The 17,565-nt window shown below is 68.5% G+C and carries 15 protein-coding genes and 2 pseudogenes; 4 read left to right on the top strand and 13 right to left on the bottom strand.

Going from position 1 to position 17,565, the window contains the following annotated elements; genetic code table 11:
• Positions 1-10: 10 nt before the first annotated feature.
• The 4 genes and pseudogenes from ACYVKA_RS12190 to ACYVKA_RS12175 form a co-directional block, all read right to left on the bottom strand.
• Entirely contained in the window at positions 11-1,714 is a 1,704-nt protein-coding gene (locus tag ACYVKA_RS12190; protein ID WP_460705738.1) for an FG-GAP-like repeat-containing protein, read from the bottom strand.
• A gap of 365 nt (positions 1,715-2,079) precedes the next feature.
• Positions 2,080-2,175 (bottom strand): annotated as a pseudogene (locus ACYVKA_RS12185) (hypothetical protein); the annotation flags it as partial.
• A gap of 496 nt (positions 2,176-2,671) precedes the next feature.
• Positions 2,672-5,155: pseudogene (locus tag ACYVKA_RS12180) on the bottom strand (ATP-dependent Clp protease ATP-binding subunit); the annotation flags it as partial.
• 263 nt (positions 5,156-5,418) lie between these two features.
• Positions 5,419-5,736 carry a histone-like nucleoid-structuring protein Lsr2 gene (locus tag ACYVKA_RS12175; RefSeq protein WP_394277642.1) on the bottom strand — a complete coding sequence of 106 codons (318 nt, stop codon included), beginning with the start codon at positions 5,734-5,736 and terminating at the stop codon, positions 5,419-5,421.
• A gap of 160 nt (positions 5,737-5,896) precedes the next feature.
• On the opposite strand from ACYVKA_RS12175, the gene ACYVKA_RS12170 reads away from it, so the two are divergent.
• A complete protein-coding gene (locus tag ACYVKA_RS12170; protein ID WP_460705736.1) occupies positions 5,897-7,078 on the top strand; it encodes an NADH-quinone oxidoreductase subunit D-related protein in 1,182 nt (393 codons plus the stop codon).
• A 101-nt stretch (positions 7,079-7,179) separates the two neighbouring features.
• Here the strand turns inward: ACYVKA_RS12170 and ACYVKA_RS12165 are convergent, their stop codons facing one another.
• The 7 genes from ACYVKA_RS12165 to ACYVKA_RS12135 form a co-directional block, all read right to left on the bottom strand.
• Positions 7,180-7,767, bottom strand: a complete 588-nt coding sequence (locus tag ACYVKA_RS12165) for a hypothetical protein (protein ID WP_460705734.1) — start codon at positions 7,765-7,767, stop codon at positions 7,180-7,182.
• Positions 7,768-7,826: 59 nt separating this feature from the next.
• Complete coding sequence (locus ACYVKA_RS12160) at positions 7,827-8,282, bottom strand: DUF3180 domain-containing protein (RefSeq protein WP_394277639.1); 456 nt, start codon at positions 8,280-8,282, stop codon at positions 7,827-7,829.
• Positions 8,283-8,365: 83 nt separating this feature from the next.
• Positions 8,366-8,917: a 2-amino-4-hydroxy-6-hydroxymethyldihydropteridine diphosphokinase gene (folK, locus tag ACYVKA_RS12155; RefSeq protein ID WP_394277638.1), complete on the bottom strand. Its 552-nt coding sequence runs from the start codon at positions 8,915-8,917 to the stop codon at positions 8,366-8,368.
• Positions 8,914-9,276 carry a dihydroneopterin aldolase gene (folB, locus tag ACYVKA_RS12150; RefSeq protein ID WP_394277637.1) on the bottom strand — a complete coding sequence of 121 codons (363 nt, stop codon included), beginning with the start codon at positions 9,274-9,276 and terminating at the stop codon, positions 8,914-8,916. Before folB ends, folK begins: the two co-directional genes overlap by 4 nt.
• Before the next feature lie 97 nt (positions 9,277-9,373).
• Positions 9,374-10,216, bottom strand: coding sequence for a dihydropteroate synthase (gene folP / locus ACYVKA_RS12145; RefSeq protein ID WP_460705732.1), 843 nt, complete (start codon positions 10,214-10,216; stop codon positions 9,374-9,376).
• Positions 10,213-10,818, bottom strand: a complete 606-nt coding sequence (folE, locus tag ACYVKA_RS12140; protein WP_394276325.1) for a GTP cyclohydrolase I FolE — start codon at positions 10,816-10,818, stop codon at positions 10,213-10,215. Before folE ends, folP begins: the two co-directional genes overlap by 4 nt.
• 49 nt (positions 10,819-10,867) lie before the next feature.
• Positions 10,868-11,134: a metal-sensitive transcriptional regulator gene (locus tag ACYVKA_RS12135; protein ID WP_301408284.1), complete on the bottom strand. Its 267-nt coding sequence runs from the start codon at positions 11,132-11,134 to the stop codon at positions 10,868-10,870.
• A 139-nt stretch (positions 11,135-11,273) separates the two neighbouring features.
• On the opposite strand from ACYVKA_RS12135, the gene ACYVKA_RS12130 reads away from it, so the two are divergent.
• From ACYVKA_RS12130 to ACYVKA_RS12120, 3 genes are all read left to right on the top strand, one after another.
• Positions 11,274-12,038, top strand: a complete 765-nt coding sequence (locus ACYVKA_RS12130; protein WP_460705730.1) for an MBL fold metallo-hydrolase — start codon at positions 11,274-11,276, stop codon at positions 12,036-12,038.
• Positions 12,035-13,069 carry an LLM class flavin-dependent oxidoreductase gene (locus ACYVKA_RS12125; protein WP_460705728.1) on the top strand — a complete coding sequence of 345 codons (1,035 nt, stop codon included), beginning with the start codon at positions 12,035-12,037 and terminating at the stop codon, positions 13,067-13,069. The genes ACYVKA_RS12130 and ACYVKA_RS12125 overlap by 4 nt, the downstream gene beginning before the upstream one ends.
• A gap of 82 nt (positions 13,070-13,151) precedes the next feature.
• Positions 13,152-14,294: a cytochrome P450 gene (locus ACYVKA_RS12120; protein WP_394276321.1), complete on the top strand. Its 1,143-nt coding sequence runs from the start codon at positions 13,152-13,154 to the stop codon at positions 14,292-14,294.
• Positions 14,295-14,373: 79 nt separating this feature from the next.
• Here the strand turns inward: ACYVKA_RS12120 and ftsH are convergent, their stop codons facing one another.
• Both ftsH and hpt read right to left on the bottom strand, forming a co-directional pair.
• Positions 14,374-16,680, bottom strand: a complete 2,307-nt coding sequence (gene ftsH / locus ACYVKA_RS12115) for an ATP-dependent zinc metalloprotease FtsH (protein ID WP_460705726.1) — start codon at positions 16,678-16,680, stop codon at positions 14,374-14,376.
• A 328-nt stretch (positions 16,681-17,008) separates the two neighbouring features.
• Complete coding sequence (gene hpt, locus ACYVKA_RS12110) at positions 17,009-17,560, bottom strand: hypoxanthine phosphoribosyltransferase (protein WP_460705724.1); 552 nt, start codon at positions 17,558-17,560, stop codon at positions 17,009-17,011.
• Between the last annotated feature and the right edge of the window lie 5 nt (positions 17,561-17,565).

Here is a 17,565-nt window from a genome sequence, read left to right as displayed (position 1 = left end):
CAGCCCGGGCTCAGGCCAGCAGGCGGAAGTCCTGCCAGCCGTACCCGGCCCTGGTGCCCGGGAAGAAGGAGCTGCCGCGGTTGAGGTAGCTGTACAGCTCGCCGGCCGGATTGCGACCGATCATGTCGAGCCGGCCGTCACCATTGAGATCACCCGGGACGAAGAGCCCGGTCCAGCCACTCCAGCCCCGCCCAGCCTGCCGGTAGGAGGTGATCTTGCCGGCGCTGGTGTAGTAGGCCCACAGGGTGCCGTCTGAGCGGATCGCGAGGATGTCGGCACTGGCATCACCGTTGAGGGATCCCACACCTGCGAGGTGGGTGAAGCCATTCCAGTTCCGCCCGAGCCGTCCCAGGGCTCTGATCGTCGAGCCCAATTCATAGCGCAGCAGGTCACCCGTCGCGGTGCGGCCCACCAGGTCGGGGCGGCCATTGCCGTCCACATCACCGACTACGGTGAGCACCGACAGTCCGCCCCAACCCCGGCCGACCTGGCGCCCCGCCTGCCAGGTGCCCATCCCCCTGGACTGGTAGAGCCACAGCGTGCCGTCGGTGCGCCGGGCCAGCAGGTCACTGCGGCCGTCACCGTTCAGGTCGCCCGCCACGGCGATCCAGTTCATCGCGTCCCAGCCGCGGCCCACCTTCCAGCCGTGGCCCAGGGTGCCGTTGCCGCGGCCCTTGTACAGGTACAGCTCGCCCGAGTTCCTGACGGCCAGCACGTCGGCGAAGCCGTCGCCGGTCTGGTCCCCCGTCACCTTCGAGGCCGACGAGCTGGTGCTGAAGTCCACCGCCTGCGTGAGGCTCTGCGTGCCACCATCGAGACGCTCCAGGGTGGCGGTGATCGAGCCGCTGTAGTGGGTGCCGGGCCGTAGCGCCTGCTGCGGGACCATCGCCACCTGCGCCGCACCCAGGGCCATGGTGGGCAACTGGCAGACATCGACGGGCACACCGTCGGCCAGCAGCTTCCCGGAGGAGACGACCCGGTCACCGTAGGTCATGTAGTCGAAGGCCGCGGTCACCGGGAAGCCCGCGCCGCCGCAGCCGGCCCCCGCCAGCCAGGGGGCGCTGTTGCGCAGTTCGGTGACATTGGCACCGGCCGGATGGCTGCGCGGATAGCCGGTCGGTGCCTGCCCGGAGGCGCGCCCGACGATCGTGCGCACCTCGGAGTAGCCGCCGAAGCCGATGGTCTGCATGGTCGGGTCCAACAGCAGGCTCTCACGCAGGTAGGGATCGCTCAGCGCTTGGGCCACGGCCCCGCGCAGCGTCACCGAGGGCAGCACCTCGGCATACTGCGCGATCTCGGCTCCGGCCTCGGTGTAACCCGGCATGCCCTGCTCCTGGCTGTACCAGTCGTCATCATCGACGTTCAGCTGCACATATTTCGCGTGGGCATTGAGCGCCGCGGTGGAGGCGGTGTCGAGGGTCACCGGCTGGATGCCGTGGCGGGAGCGGTGGGCATTGATCGTGACGATCGCCTGGGCCGGGGTCATGTCGGCCGTGGCCTGGGCCCGCACCTGCACGGGCTGGGCCATCCGGGCCTCGGCCCGCGCCTGGCGCGGGTCCTCGCTCGTACCCGGTGCGGCTGCTGCCGGGGTGGCCCCGGTGACCAGGCCCAGGCACAGGACCGCCGCCGCAGCGAGACGGGCGGCCCCCCCCACACCAGCGACGGACGTGCCAGCGACGCACGTGCGGGCGGCGGACGGGCGGAACCGGGCCATGGACGACTCCTTCGAGGGGGCGGGCTCCTTGGGCGAAACCGGCCGGGACCATCAGTGTGCACCACCACCGCGCGACAATGACGCAGCGCCCCGCGGTGGGTCCGCAGGACGCTTCGTCGAAGCCTGCCACCAATCCGGCGGGCCGGGGCAGCGGCCAGGCTCAGACGGCGGGCCTGCCGTCGACCGTCAGCTGCCAGTTCGGCTCGAAGAAGGCGTCGGCGTCCGATCGTCTGGTGTTGTTGGGCCCAGTCGATGAGCAGCTGGCGGATCTCCTGCTGCTGCTGGTGCACCACCGCAACCGTGGCGATGTGCGGGAAGTTGCCACCGCCACTGCGGCGGTAGTTGTTCACCGCGACGACGAATTGCTGGTCGCCGGCCACCGGGACGCCGTCCAGGGTGAACTTCGTGATCCGCTGCCCCACCGGCCGGGTGAGCTCGATCTCGGCGAGCAGGCCGACCATGCCCGGCCAGGTCGCCGGCGAGATCTGCACTCCTTCCAGGACGAAGGGCAGCGTCTCGTTGGACAGGGTCATGGCCAGGGACCCGAGGCCGAGCAGACGCACGGTCAGTGCCGTGCGGCCGCGCGCTGGGGACATCTCGGACACGTGGGGGAAACCTTCGGGTGGGAACGGTCGGAGCCGGCCGGTGGGGACCGCCGGAGCCCGAACGGCGGCCCATGACCGTTCAACAATCTCACCGGACAAGGAACCGCGCCGGCCGCAGGACCGTCCTGACACGCCGGTCCGACAAGCCGACGGGGGCGCACACCTGGTGGTGTGCACCCCCGTCGGAGGCGTGCGATGACCGTCGGGATCAGCCCTGCTGGTCCCCGTGCTGCTCGTCACGCTCCTGCTGGTGCAGCTGCTCGACCTGTGCCTGCTCCTCGGCACTCAGGGCGCGCTGCTCGGTGTCTTGCTCGGCCTCGGGGATCGCCGGCGAGGCGGGCTGCTCGGCGAACTCGACCGGCGGGCTGTCGGGCAGCTCGGTGCGCTGGACGCCCTTGAAGGTGAAGGGAAGTTCCGCCCCCTCCTCCGCGACGTCGACGACCACGATCTGACCGCTGGTCAGGTCGCCGAAGAGCATCTTCTCGGCCAGGATGTCCTCGATGTCGCGCTGGATCGCACGACGCAGCGGACGGGCTCCCAGCAACGGGTCGAAGCCACGCTTGGCCACCAGCGACTTGGCCGCCGGGGTGAGCTCGATGCCCATGTCGCGGTCCTTCAGACGGCTCTCCAGCTGCGCCACCATTAGGTCCACGATGTTCTCGATGTCGCCCTGGTTGAGCTGGTGGAAGACCACCACCTCGTCCACACGGTTCAGGAACTCGGGACGGAAGTGCTGCTTGAGCTCGTCGGAGACCTTCGCCTTCATCTTCTCGTAGCTGGAGGCCTCGTCGCCCTGGCGGTTGAAGCCAAGGCTGACCGACTTCGAGATGTCGCGCGAACCAAGGTTCGTGGTCATCACGATGACGGTGTTCTTGAAGTCCACCACGCGGCCCTGGGCGTCGGTCAGGCGACCCTCGTCCAGGATCTGCAGCAGCGAGTTGAAGATGTCGGGGTGGGCCTTCTCGATCTCGTCGAAGAGGATCACGCTGAAGGGCTTGCGACGCACCTTCTCGGTGAGCTGGCCGCCCTCCTCGTAGCCGACATAGCCGGGAGGCGAGCCGAACATGCGGCTGGCCGTGTGCTTCTCGGAGTACTCACTCATGTCGAGCGTGATCAGGGCATCCTCATCACCGAAGAGGAATTCGGTCAGCGCCTTGGTCAGCTCGGTCTTGCCGACGCCCGAAGGGCCGGCGAAGATGAACGAACCGCTGGGGCGCTTGGGATCCTTCAGCCCCGCACGGGTACGGCGGATCGAGCGCGAGAGAGCCTTGACCGCGTCGTGCTGGCCGATGTATCGCTTGCCCAGCTCCTGCTCCATGTTGAGCAGACGGCTCGACTCCTCCTCGGTGAGCTTGAAGACCGGGATTCCGGTGGCACCCGAGAGCACCTCGGCGATCTCGTCCTCCCCCACGACGGCGGGAGCCTCGGAATCGCTGTTTTTCCACTCCTCCTCCTTCTCGCCACGCTGGGCCAGGAGGTTCTTCTCGTCGTCACGCAGCGAGGCAGCCCGCTCGAAGTCCTGGCCGTCGATGGCGGCCTCCTTCTCCAGGCGCACGGCGGCGATCTTCTCGTCGAACTCGCGCAGGTCCGGCGGGGCGGTCATCCGCTGGATGCGCATCCGGGCACCGGCCTCGTCGATCAGGTCGATCGCCTTGTCGGGCAGGAAGCGGTCCTGGATGTAGCGGTCGGCCATGTTGGCCGCAGCCGCCAAGGCCTCGTCGGTGATGGTGATGCGGTGGTGTGCCTCGTACTTGTCGCGCAGGCCCTTGAGGATGTCGATGGCCAGGGCGATCGACGGTTCGGCCACCTGGATCGGCTGGAAGCGTCGCTCCAGCGCCGCATCCTTCTCGATGTGCTTGCGGTACTCGTCGAGCGTGGTGGCACCGATGGTCTGCAGCTCGCCGCGGGCCAGCATCGGCTTGAGGATGCTGGCGGCATCGATCGCGCCCTCGGCGGCACCGGCACCCACCAGGGTGTGGATCTCGTCGATGAACAGCATGATGTCGCCGCGGTTCTTGATCTCCTTGAGCACCTTCTTCAGGCGCTCCTCGAAGTCACCGCGGTAGCGGGAACCAGCCACCAGTGCGCCCAGATCGAGGGTGTAGATCTGCTTGTCGCGCAGGGTCTCGGGAACGTCACCGCGCACGATCGACTGGGCCAGGCCCTCGACGACGGCCGTCTTGCCGACGCCGGGCTCTCCGATCAGCACCGGGTTGTTCTTGGTGCGGCGGCTCAGCACCACCATCACCCGCTCGATCTCCTTCTCGCGCCCGATCACCGGGTCGAGCTTGTTCTCGCGAGCGGCCAGCGTCAGGTTGCGGCCGAACTGGTCCAGGACGGTCGCCGAGCTGGGGGCCGGGCCTACATCGGGGGCACCAGCGGTGGCGGCCTCCTTGCCCTGGCCACCCTGCAGCAGCTGCAGCACGGTGTTGCGGACGCGGTTGAGGTCGGCGCCGAGCTTGATCAGCACCTGGGCGGCGACGCCCTCACCCTCGCGCACCAGCCCGAGCAGGATGTGCTCGGTGCCGATGTAGGAATGGTTCATCTGCAGGGCCTCGCGCAGGCTCAGCTCCAGCACCTTCTTGGCACGCGGCGTGAAGGGGATGTGCCCGGTGGGCACCGTCTGGCCGTGGCCGATGATCTCCTCGACCTCGGAACGCACGGCCTCGAGCGAGATCCCCATCTGCTCCAGGGCCTTGGCGGCAACGCCCTCACCCTCATGGATCAGACCCAGGAGGATGTGCTCGGTGCCGATGTAATTGTGGTTCAACATCTTGGCTTCGTCCTGGGCGAGCACGACGACGCGCCGTGCCCGGTCGGTAAAGCGCTCAAACATGGGACTCCTCACTGCAGGCCCAGAGGCCTGGGTTGCGCAGCGCCTGCCGGTGGGTCCGGTCGCGCCGCAGATGCGTCAAGTCTAGTAACCGCACAAGGCCCCGTCCTGTTCCCGACGGCGCCAACCATTTCGCCTCTTGCATGACCCGGACGGGAACAGACGCGTCGGCGGGGCCGGGCAACTGCCCGGCCCCGCCGACGACGAGGACCGATGGGGCTCCAGCCCCTCGGGCGGGGGTCCGACGAACGGACTGGCCCCACCACTCAGGCGTGGGCCTTCTCGTAGGCCTCACGGATCTCGGCGGAGACACGGCCACGGCTGCTCACCTGCAGGCCCGCCTCCATCGCCCAGGCGCGGATGTCATTGGCCGACGGACCTTTGGCGCGCTTGCCGCTCGCCTTGCGACCACCGGTACGACGTGCATGACCGACCCAGCCGGCGAACTCGTCGCGCAGCTTCGCCGCATTGGCCTCGTTCAGGTCGATTTCATAGCTGACTCCGTCCAGGGCAAAGGAAACGGTCTCTGCCGCCTCGGAGCCGTCGATGTCGTCCTCGAGCACGATGTGCACACGCTGGGCCATTGGCAATCCTTTCCTGGGCTTCAAGCAATTGATCTCGTCCAAAAAGAGTAACCCCCATGCCCCTGAAAATGAAAGTTGCAATTGATTTGATGATGCGCGTGCCTTCGCCGCCGTTCATTGGGCACGTTCTGGCAGCATGCCCATTCGCTAGGATTGCCGGGTGAAACAGATCGTGATGGGCATCGGCTCCCTTGCTTCGCCACAGTGGCTGCCGGGCGCCGATTCGCAGGCCGACGGGCCTCGAATGCACCTCGACCTCGGCCCCGAACACCCCAGCCGTACCGGGCTGTTGCTCATCCAGGCACAGTGCCACGACGATGCCGGCACACCCCGGATCGAGTCGGCCCGCGTCCAGCCCGGATTCAGCCATCGCAGTGCCGAGAAACTCTTCGAGGTGCGTGACTACCGCCAGGTGTTGGTGCTGGCCGACCGGCACGACTGGCAGGCGCCCTTCATCGGCGAACTGGGCGCCGCCCTGGTCTGCGAGCAGCTGATGGGACTTGTCCCGCCGCCGAGGGCCACCTGGCTGCGCACCCTGCTCTCGGAGCAGGCCCGGATCGCCAGCCACCTGGCCCACCTGTCCTTCGTCGGCTTCCGGTTGCAGGACGAGGCCCTGGTCCGTCGGGTGCGGCAGCTGCGGGAGCAGGGGCGCGAGCTCATGCTGGCCGTCAGCGGGAACCGGGTGCACCCGATGCTCAACCGGCTCGGCGGACTGTCCACCGACCTCGATTCCAGCCAGGTGGAGGCCTTCGTCCCATGGGCAGCCGAGGCGGGCGAATGTGCCCGGGAACTCGCCCGGGCCGTGGTGGACTCCGCACTCGGACGAGGCATCGCAATCCTCGACCGCGCCACCATCAATGGCTATTCGCTGTCCGGCCCCGTCGCGGCGGCCAGCGGGGTCCGTACCGACTGCAGAATCCAGACCCCCTACCTCGCCCACGCCCAGCTGCAGGACGAACTACTCGCCCACGAAATCCTTCGGGAACAGGGCGATGCAGCTTCACGGCTGCTGGCACTGGCCGACCAGGTCATTACCAGCCATGTGCTCATCGAGGCCTGTGCCCGCCACCTGCAGTCGGTCACCGGACCCGTCGACACGAAATTGTCCAAGAACATCAAGGTGCCCGATTCCGAGGGATACCTGGCAATCGAGGCCCCGTGGGGAATGGCCGGATGGTTCTTGGTCTCGCGTTCCGAACGCACGCCCTGGCGGCTCAAGATGCGCACGCCCGGATTCGCGAATGTGCAGGCCCTGCAGATGGCGCTGCAGGGATGCCCCCTCGACGAGGCCGACGTTGCCATCGCCTCACTGGGCTGGACCAGCGGCGACCTGGACAAGTAGCCCCTGCCCCCTCGCTGGTGAACTCGTGGGGCAGCCTGCAGGAACGACTCAAGGCGCCACCCCCGCGGGGATGGCGCCTCGAGCGCGGTGTGCGGTGTGGCTCAGGCCTGACGACGCTCCTGCGTCGGATAGACCAGCGGGAGGCCAGAGATGTCCGGGGTGCTGCGGCGCCCGGAGACCCCGCGTCGCGGCAGGCTCATCACCTGGCGGGCCAGCTCCACCTCGTCGACCGCCTGCTCCAGCTGCTTCTCCAGGTCGCTGACGATCTTGTTCAGCGCCGAGATACGGGTCTGCTTGGCCTCCGCGTCCAGGTTGGCGCTGGCCAGGCCGGCGCGCAGCTCGTCCAGCTCGGCACGGTGACGGGCGATCTCCGCCTTGTAGGAGGCCGAGCGCGCCGTGAAGCGCTCGATGGTGGCCATCATCTCCTGATGGTGGGCGCTGGAGGCCTGGCGGGCCTGTTCGCGCAGCTCACGCAGCTGGGCCATGTGCTCGGTGACCATGCGGTCCATCTGGCGCCAGGCAGACACCACCGAGATGGCGGCCATGGCGATCGCGATCAGCACGCCCAGACGCACCATCCACAGCGGCCCGACGGCGCACGCCAGCGCGGCAACCGTGCCGATGCACAGGACCAGGAAGGTCGGACGGCGGGGGCTGGGGGTCTTGGAAGACTTGGAGAGGGTGGCCACACGGCGAGTGTAGGTGCTGAGCCACCCGATTGCCCACATCGGGGCCTGGTCGTGTCGGCTCAGCCCTGGTGCTGCGCGTCCGGCAGCTCGTCCTCGGCCACCGGCGGCTCCTGCGGCGGCACCAGACAGGCCCGCTCCAGACGACGCCCGGCCCGGGCGAAGACCAGGGCCACCAACAGCGTCAAGAGACCACGCAGCACCCGCTCACGCGGCGCCGGGGCGTCGAACTGGCCCGCGAAGGACAGCACGTAGACCAAGTGCCCGCCGGCCAGGGCCAGGCCCGACAGCAGCATCGTCTTGCCGCCCACCAAGGCCCACAGGCCGAGCTCCGACGAGACATCGGCCCGCTCCTGCACCACCTTGCGGCGCAGCACACCGGCAGCAACCCACACGATCCCCGCCACTGCGGCCAGCATCACCGGAAGGCTCCACGGGGTGACGGGCACGAACCGCCCCAGGGCCAGCAGCGTCCCCACCACGAACCAGCCCACGACCGCGCCACCCAAGCCGGCCACGGCCATATGGTGCCGGGTGGTCAGGCCGAGCACACCGGACCCACGGGGATCCGGCGCACCCGTTCCGCCAGGCTCTGGGATGCTCACGGCAGCTCGACGACCTCGTCACTGCGGGTGACGCCGGAGACGTCCAGCTTCTCCACCAGGTCCGCGACCGGCCCGTGGCCCGCCAGCTCGGCCTTGGGGTCGATCTCCAGCCACGGCACCAGCACGAAGGCGCGCTCATGGGCGCGGGGGTGCGGCAGCGTCAGCTCCGGCTTGTCGCTGGCGCGCTTGCCGACCATCACCAGGTCGATGTCGATGGTGCGGGGGCCACCCTCCTCGTCGCGGACCCGGCCCAGGGCGTCCTCGATGGCGTGGGCGCGCTCCAGCAGGATGCTGGGCTCGATGACCGTCTCGGCCTCAAGCACCAGGTTGAAGAAGTCGGGCTGGTTCGTGACCGGCCCCACCGGCTTGGTGATGTAGACGCTGGACAGCTCCACCGGGATCAGCTCGGGGGTGTCGACCAGGGCATTGACGGCATGCTGCAGCAGCTCGATGCTGTCACCCTGGTTGGACCCGAGGCTGAAGATGACCTTCGCGATGGGCTTGAGGTTGCCGAGGGTGTCGACATCGGGGACGAAGGGATTGCTCATGCTTTGCTCCTGGAGGTGGTCACCGAGACATCGGTGAAGGTGAGACCCATGGGTGCCTGCGGCTTGTGGACACAGACCTCCACGGCGCGGACCAACGGTTCGGCCAGACAACGGTCGGCGATACGCCCGGCGAGCGTCTCGATCAGGTCCACCGGTTCCCCGGTGATGATCGCGACGACATCGGTGGCGATCACCGAGTAGTCGACCGTGTCGGACAGGTCGTCGCTGGTGGCCAGGGCGTCCACCCCGAGCGCGAGGTCGACGACGAAGAGCTGCCCGTCGCGGCGCTCCGACTCGTGGACGCCATGAAATCCGGACGCGGCCAGACCCTGGACCCTGATCCAGTCCAGGTCTTGCATGCGGCCTCCCGAGATGGGTTGGTGGAACACCTCGAAGGATACCCGAGCCGGGCCCGATGCCCTGCCGGGCGGCCCCGCACGGACTGGGCCGTCGGGATCAGGCGGGGGCATCCCCAAGACGGGAGAAGACCCTGCAGATGTCTGCATTGGCCCGCACCTCATGGGTGCGTACCGCCCAGATGCCCTGCTGTGCGCACAGCGCCGTGACGGCCTGGGTTGCGGCGTCGCGGGCCAGCGGATCGGCGCCGCCGGGATGGTCGGGGCCGAGAAGGTCTCCCAGGAAACGTTTGCGGCTCACGCCCACCAGCTGCCGATGGCCCAGCGCCTGGACGCGGTCCAGGTGGCGCAGCAGCTCCCAGTTCTGCTCGTGGGTCTTGGAGAAGCCCAGCCCGACATCGGTGACCAGCCGCTCGGCGGCGATGCCCCCGGCCCGGCAGGCGTCGAGGCGCTCGACCAGCTCGGTCAGCACCTCAGTGGCGACGTCGTCATAGTCGGCATTGGTGTCGCCGGTGCCCAGGAAGCCGCGCCAGTGCATGCACACGAAGTCCACGTCCAGCCCCGCCACGGTGGGGATCATCCGCTCGTCGGCCATCCCCCCGGAGACGTCGTTGATGATCTTCGCTCCGGCGCGGGCGGTGGCCAGGGCCACGTCGGCGCGCATGGTGTCGACGCTGATGGCGGCACCCTCGGCCGCGAGGGCCTCGACGACGGGCACGACGCGTGCCAGTTCCTCCTCGACGCTGGGACGCACCGCCCCGGGACGGGTGGACTCGCCGCCGACGTCGAGGATGTCGGCGCCGTCTGCCAGCAACTGGCGGCCGTGGGCGACGGCGGTCTCCGTGGTGGCCCACCTGCCGCCGTCGCTGAAGGAGTCCGGGGTGACGTTGACGATGCCCATCACCATGGTGCGGCCGGGCACTGCGGGGACGACGGGTTTCATCGGTGACCTCCCATGATCAGGGCCATCGCCTCGGCGCGGGTGGCCGGTTCGCGCAGATAGCCCCGCACGGCGCTGGTGACGGTCTTGGCGCCGGGCTTGCGGACGCCGCGCATGGTCATGCACAGGTGTTCGCACTCGATGACGACGATCACGCCGCGGGCGTGCAGGTGCTCGACGATCGCGTCGGCCACCTGGGTGGTCAGGCGTTCCTGTACCTGGGGACGCTTGGCGTACAGGTCCACCAGCCGCGCGAGCTTGCTCAGCCCGGTGACCCGGCCGTCCTTGGCGGGGATGTAGCCGACGTGGGCCACGCCGGTGAAGGGCACCAGGTGGTGTTCGCACATGCTCCACAGCTCGATGTCACGCACCAGCACCATCTCGTCGTGACTGACGTCGAAGGTGGTCCCCAGCAGCTCGGCCGGGTCCTTGCCCACCCCCGCGAACAGTTCCGTGTAGCTGCGGGCCACCCGGGCCGGCGTCTCCTGCAGACCTTCGCGGTCCGGGTCCTCGCCGATGGCGAACAGGATCTCTCGGACGGCTGCGGCGATCCGCTCCTGGTCCACCTGGGGTGGGACCTCTGGGAGCGCGCTGGCGTCTGGCATCTGGGTCACCATCCCATCCTAGGTGTTGGTCGCAGATGGATGTCCGAGGCTAGGACAGGGAGAGAAAGAGCTTCTGCAGCTCCTCGTACTCCTCGTCGGACACCTCGTGATCCGGGTCCCGTTGGATGCGCTTCATGGTGGTGAAGATGATGGCAAATCCGGCGCGATCCAGAGCACCCGAGACGGTGGCCAGGCTGTGCACAGCGGTCGAACACTCCTGCCCCTCCTCGATCTGTCGGATCACGAGGTCGAGCTGACCCCGCGCGCGCTTGAGTCGGTTGACCACCGGCCTCATTTCCTGCGGATCCATCTCCATGACAACTCCCGACGTGCGTTCAACGACCTCTACGAAGATACCCCATGGGTATCTTGAATACCCCGGGGGGTATATGCCATGCTGGAGGAAAGACCCCTATCGAAAGGCGCACGCCATCCCCTCGACAGACATCACCCTCGTGGGCGGCCCCACCGTCCTGTTCACCTATGCAGGACTGACCGTCCTGACCGATCCCACCTTCGATGCCCCGGGTGAGTTCCCCGTCGCCGGAACCCCCCTGGTGATGACCAAGACCGACGGCCCCGGCGTCGCACTGGAAGACCTGCCCGACATCGACCTCGTCCTGCTCTCCCACGACGAGCACGAGGACAACCTCGACAACTCCGGACGCGAACTCGCCCAAGGTGTCGAGCACGTTGTCAGCACCGCCGAGGCAGGCCAGCGTGAAGACTGGATCCAAGGACTCGAAGCCTGGCAGGAGACCACCCTCACCGCCCCCGACGGCAGTGCCGTTCACATCACCGCTGTCCCCGCCCTGCACGGCCCCGAAGGGTGCGAGCCCGTGAGTGGCACCGTCACCGGCTTCGTCCTGCACGCAGATGGCCTGCCCAACGTGTACGTGAGCGGCGACAATGCCTCCCCGGCGCTGGCCGGGCAGGTGGCCGAACGATTCCCCGAGACCAGCCTCGCGATCCTGTTCGCCGGTGGAGTCCGTCACGGAGAGCAGATGCTCGACAACCAGCCCCTCACCATGACCAGTGAGGACACTGCCCGTGTCGCTGGCCTCTTCCCCCAGGCGCAGGTGGTGCCCGCCCACATCGACGGCTGGGCGCACTCCCGTGAGCACGCTGACCAGCTGCGGGCCGCCTTCGAGGCCGCCGGAGTCGCCGATCGCCTGCACCTGCTGGCACCCGGAGAAAGCACCACATTGGAGCTCGCATGAGCGCCGACTTCACCCTCTCCGTCCTTGACAATGCCTTCACCGGCCACGGCATCACCGCGCAGGAGAGCCTGGCCGAGGTGGTCGTCCTGGCTCGCACTGCCGAGGAACGCGGCTACCAGCGCTTCTGGATGAGCGAGCACCACGGGATGCCCGGAGCCGCCACCTCCTCGCCCCAGATGATGCTCGCCCGCCTCACCGGTGAGACCAGCACCATCCGACTGGGCGCCGGTGGCGTGATGCTGCCCAACCACGCCCCGCTTCTGGTGGCCGAGCAGTTCGGCATGCTCGACGCGCTTGCCCCGGGCCGCATCGACTTGGGTCTGGGGCGTGCGCCGGGCACCGACCATGCCACCGCCATGGCGCTGCGCCGCCACCACGAGGCCAATGACCACTTCCCCCAGCAGGTCGAGGAACTCGTCGGCTTCCTCGGTGACGACTTCCCCGCCGGACACCCCTACGCCGCGGTGCACGCCGTGCCCGGCCCCTGGCAGGCCGCCGAGAACGGCGTTGCCCCCGCTGCTGGACCCGAGCTGTGGATCCTCGGATCGTCGCCCCACTCGGTGCAGCTGGCCGCCCAACTCGGACGCCCCTATGCCTTCGCCCTGCAGTTCGGTGGGGCCGATGTGCTCGGCGCCATGAAGATCTACCGTGACAACTTCCAGCCCTCGCGACACCTGGCCGAGCCCCACACCCTGCTCAGCGTCAGCACCGTCGCCCACGACGATCCCCAAGAGGCTCGACGTCAGGCCCGCTCGGGGGCGATGGCGATGCTGCGCATGTTCCAACGCAAACCCTTCAGCCTGCTCACTCCCGACCAGGTGGATGCCTACCGTGCGAGCCCGCAGGAGCAGGAAGTGATCGCCTCCTACACCGCCAACACACTGCACGGCACCGGCGCGCAGGTGGGTGAGGGCATCGAGCGATTGAACGAGCAGGTTCAGGCCGACGAGGTCATGCTGGTGGTGACGGGGCATTCACGCCAGGTACTGCGTCGCACCCTCGAGCTGGTGGCCGACCACTTCGGCATGTGACGCGGAGGCGACTGCCGCGCCGCGAGGAACAAGGGACCTCCCCCATCGGGACCAGGACGGACCGTCTGGCTACCGTGGAGACATGGATGCCCAGACCGACCCCCGAACCGAGTATGACCGCCTCCTGCACGCCGGATGCCCCGTACAACGGCAGGCCGATGGCAGTTGGCTGGTGAGCGGCCATGCCGAGGTGGTGGCCGCGGCCACCGATCCCCAGACCTTCTCCAGTGCCGTCTCGCGTTTCCTGCAAGTTCCCAATGGCCTCGACGGCGACGAGCACGCCCGCTACCGACGGGTGGTCGATTCCTTCATGACCAGCCAGCAGGTGGACGCCTTGCAGGAGGGCTGCCAGCGCATCGCCGACCAGGTGGTCGAGGACCTTCCCCGCGGCCAGCGCCTGGACGTCGTGAGCGACCTCGGGGCGCCCTTCGCGGTGAAGGCACAGTGCCACTGGTTGGGCTGGCCAGCCCGGATCGAGCCAGTCCTGGTGGACTGGATGGCCGACAACCAGCGCGCCACCGCCGCACGCGATGATGCCGCCCTGGCGGAGGTGGCCGAACGCTTCGACGCCATCGTGGGCGAGCAGGTGGCGGCGCGTCGTCGTGGCGAGAGCCCCGACGACGTCACCGGGCAATTGGCCCGCGCCACGGTGGAGACTGCCGATGGCGGTCAGCAGCCCCTCAATGATGCCGAGGTGGTGTCGATCCTGCGCAACTGGACTGCCGGCGACCTGGGCTCGCTGGCCGTCTGCCTGGGGGTACTGGTGCATTCGCTGGCCGTCGCACCCGAGCTGCAGCAGGAACTGCGCGAGATTGCAGCGGACCTTCCCGGCCGGCGCGACGATTTCGACCGGGCCATCGACGAGCTGCTGCGCATCGATGACCCCTTCCTGTCCAACCGCCGCGTCACCACGCGTGAGGTGGAGCTGGGCGGCCAGCAGCTGCCTGCCGGGGAGCGCGTCGTGCTGGCCTGGACCGGCGCCAACCGTGATCGACGCGTCTTCCCGGATCCGGACCACCATGACCCGCAGGGCCATGCGGCCCAGAACCTGGTCTATGGCATCGGTCCCCATGTGTGCCCCGGCCGTGAGCTGGCGACCATGGAGCTGCGGGTGGTGCTCACCGCGCTGCTTCGGGGGACGACGAACATCACCCCCGACGGGACTGGCGACCGCAACGATGCTCCCCTCGGTGGCTGGGCCGAGGTGCCCGTTGTGCTGGACTGACCTCGTACTCGGCTGAGCAATGCCAAGGGCCCCGATCCACGCTGGGTGGATCGGGGCCCTTGTTGGCCCTGTCGGCCGCTCAGGACTGGGGCGGACGGCCCCACGGGCTGGCACCGGTACCGCCCTCCGTGGGCGGCTGCGGGTCCTGGCCGGGCAGGCCGGGCGTCGTGGACGGACCGGTCACGGGCGGCTGCGCCGGTTGCCCGGGCAGCGGCGGCTGTACGGACGGGCCGGAGGCCGGAGGTTGCGACGGCCAGGAGTCGGGCTTGGCGCTCCATGGGTCACCGGCCGGCGGCTGCGGATTCGGACCCGAGGGAGTGTTCCACGGATCGTTGACCGGCGGCTGCGGGGCCGGAGAGACACCGGGCGGCGCCCAGTCACCAGGCGCCTTCCACTCACCGGCAGGGCTGCTGCCCTGTGCAGTGGGGGCGGAAGCATCATCGGTGTCCTGGTCCTCACCGCGCTTGGGGCGGGCCGGCATCTCCACCGGGGGCTGCTCCGACGGGATCCGCTGGTCGGAGCCGGTCCAGGCGCCGCGGTTCGGCCACTTCTTGAGCGGTTCGAAGATCTTGGCGATCTGCGCCTTGTCCAGGGTCTCGTGCTCCAGCAGCTGGCGGACCAGCTCGTCGAGCACCTCGCGGTTCTCCTTGAGGCAGTCGAAGGCCTCCTGGTGGGCGGCCATCAGCAACTTGCTGGTCTCCTCGTCGACCACGGCAGCGGTGATGTCGGAGTAGCTGCGGCTGGGCTGCGAACCGCTCATCCCCAGGAAGGGCTCGGAGTCGCCGCCGCCCAGCTGGATCGCCCCCAGGCGCTCGCTCATGCCGTACTGGGTGACCATCGCGCGCGCCACCTTGGTTGCCTTCTCGATGTCATTGCTGGCGCCCGTGGTCGGGTCGTGGAAGACCAGCTCCTCGGCGGCACGCCCACCCAGCATGTAGGCCAACTGGTCGAGCAGCTGGCCGCGGGTGTTGGAGTACTTGTCCTCGTCGGGCATCACCATCGTGTAGCCCAGGGCGCGGCCGCGGGGAAGGATCGTGATCTTCTGCACCGGGTCGGTGCCGGGCATCGCCGCCGCCACCAGTGCGTGGCCGCCCTCGTGGTAGGCGGTCACCAGCAACTCGTGGTCATTCATCAGGCGGGTGCGCTTCTGCGGGCCGGCGATGACGCGGTCGATGGCCTCGCCCAGCTCGGCATTGCCGATCAGCGGCAGGTTCAGCCGCGCGGTGAGCAGCGCGGCCTCGTTGAGCACATTGGCCAGGTCGGCGCCCGTGAAGCCTGGGGTGCGCCGCGCGATCGACTCCAGGTCGACATCGGCGGCCATCGGCTTGCCCTCGGCGTGCACCCTCAGGATCTGCGCACGGCCCTTCAGGTCGGGGGCCTCGACCGGGATCTGACGGTCGAAGCGACCCGGACGCAGCAGGGCCGGGTCGAGCACGTCGGGACGGTTCGTCGCGGCGATCAGGATCACATTGCTGGTGGCGTCGAAGCCGTCCATCTCCACCAGCAGCTGGTTCAGGGTCTGCTCGCGCTCGTCGTGCCCGCCACCCATGCCGGCACCGCGGTGACGGCCCACGGCATCGATCTCGTCGATGAAGATGATCGCCGGGCTGGCCTCCTTGGCCTGCTCGAACAGGTCACGCACACGGCTGGCGCCCACGCCCACGAACATCTCGACGAAGTCGGAGCCCGAGATGGAGAAGAAGGGGACGCCCGCCTCACCCGCGACGGCGCGGGCCAGCAGCGTCTTGCCGGTGCCGGGAGGGCCGTAGAGCAGCACGCCCTTGGGGATCTTCGCCCCGACGCGCTGGAACTTGGCCGGCTCGGCCAGGAACTCGCGGATCTCCTGCAGCTCCTCGATGGCCTCCGCACAGCCGGCCACATCGGCGAAGGTGGTCTTCGGCGTGTCCTTGGTGGCCACCTTGGCCTTGGACTTGCCGAAGCCCATCACGCCGCGCGCCCCGCCGCCGCCCTGCACCATGTTCATCACGAAGAAGAACAGCAGGATCATCAGCAGGAAGGGGATGCCGGTGTAGAGCAGGCTCGACAGCATGCTCGGCTGCGGGTTCTCGCCGCGCCACTCGTCCAGGGTCTTGTTGGCCATGCGCTGGTTGAGGCGCTCGACGATCTGCTCGTCTTGCGTCCCGACCCAGGTGGACAGATAGGTCTCGTCGCCAGACTTCATGCTGATCCGGATGGACTGGTCGCGCTGGTTCAGCACCACTTCGCGGATCGGCTCGTTGCCATTGAGCACCGACAGGGCCTTGCTGGTGGGCACCTTGTCATTGCCCGAGGCGGAGTTGACCAGCTGGACCGCGCTGAGCACGAAGACGATGGCCAGCAGGATCCACAGGATCGGACTCTTGGTGGCCTTCTGCAGTTTGTTCATGGACTACCTGACGTAGGGACGACGAAGCTGCTCGCAGACTACCAGCGGGCAACAATGCCCCCTGGGGGTTCCGGGCTCTCCGGGGTGGACGCAGCAATCGCAGCCCTGACGGCCCACGACTCGTTCAAATCTCCTCCGTGGCCGTATGTGCTGCATTTTCTGCGCGCAGGCACGGCGACAGGGCGGCTTGGCGAGGGACCGCGGCCCCAGGATGCGGCGAGCCCGCCGGAACGAGGTTCCGGCGGGCTCGATGCTGGTTCGATGGTGCGCCCGGGCAGTGCGACCCGAGCAGGGCAGGTGGGAGGTCAGGCCAAAGTGGTGCGGCGGCCTACTCGTAGACGCTGGGCGACAGGGTGCCGACATCGCGCAGGTTGCGGTAGCGGCCGTCGTGGTCGAGTCCGAAGCCGACGACGAACTCGTTGGGGATGTCGAAGCCGACGTACCTGACGTCCACCGGGGAGGTGACGGCGGCCGGCTTGCGGAACATGGCGGCGATCTCCAGACTGGCGGGCTCGCGGCTCTTGAGGTTCTGCACCAGGTAGCTGAGCGTCAGGCCGGTGTCGATGATGTCCTCGACGATCAGCACGTGCTTGCCGGAGATGTCGGTGGTGAGGTCCTTGAGGATGCGCACCACTCCAGAGCTCTTGGTGCCCGAGCCATAGGAACTGATGGCCATCCAGTCCATCGTGCAGTGGGTCCGCATGGCGCGCGAGAGGTCGCTCATCACCATGATGGCCCCATTGAGCACCCCCACCAGCAGCACCTCCCGACCGCCGTAGTCGGTGTCGATCTGCTCCGCCAGTTCCGCGATGCGCGCGGAGACCTCGTCGGCGGTGTAGAGCACTCGGGTCAGGTCAGCGGTGATGTCAGATGCGTCCACCACGC

Source organism: Luteococcus sediminum (assembly GCF_054783495.1).
The sequence above is the reverse complement of the archived record's forward strand: the minus strand, read 5'-3'. Positions and strand labels throughout refer to the sequence as shown.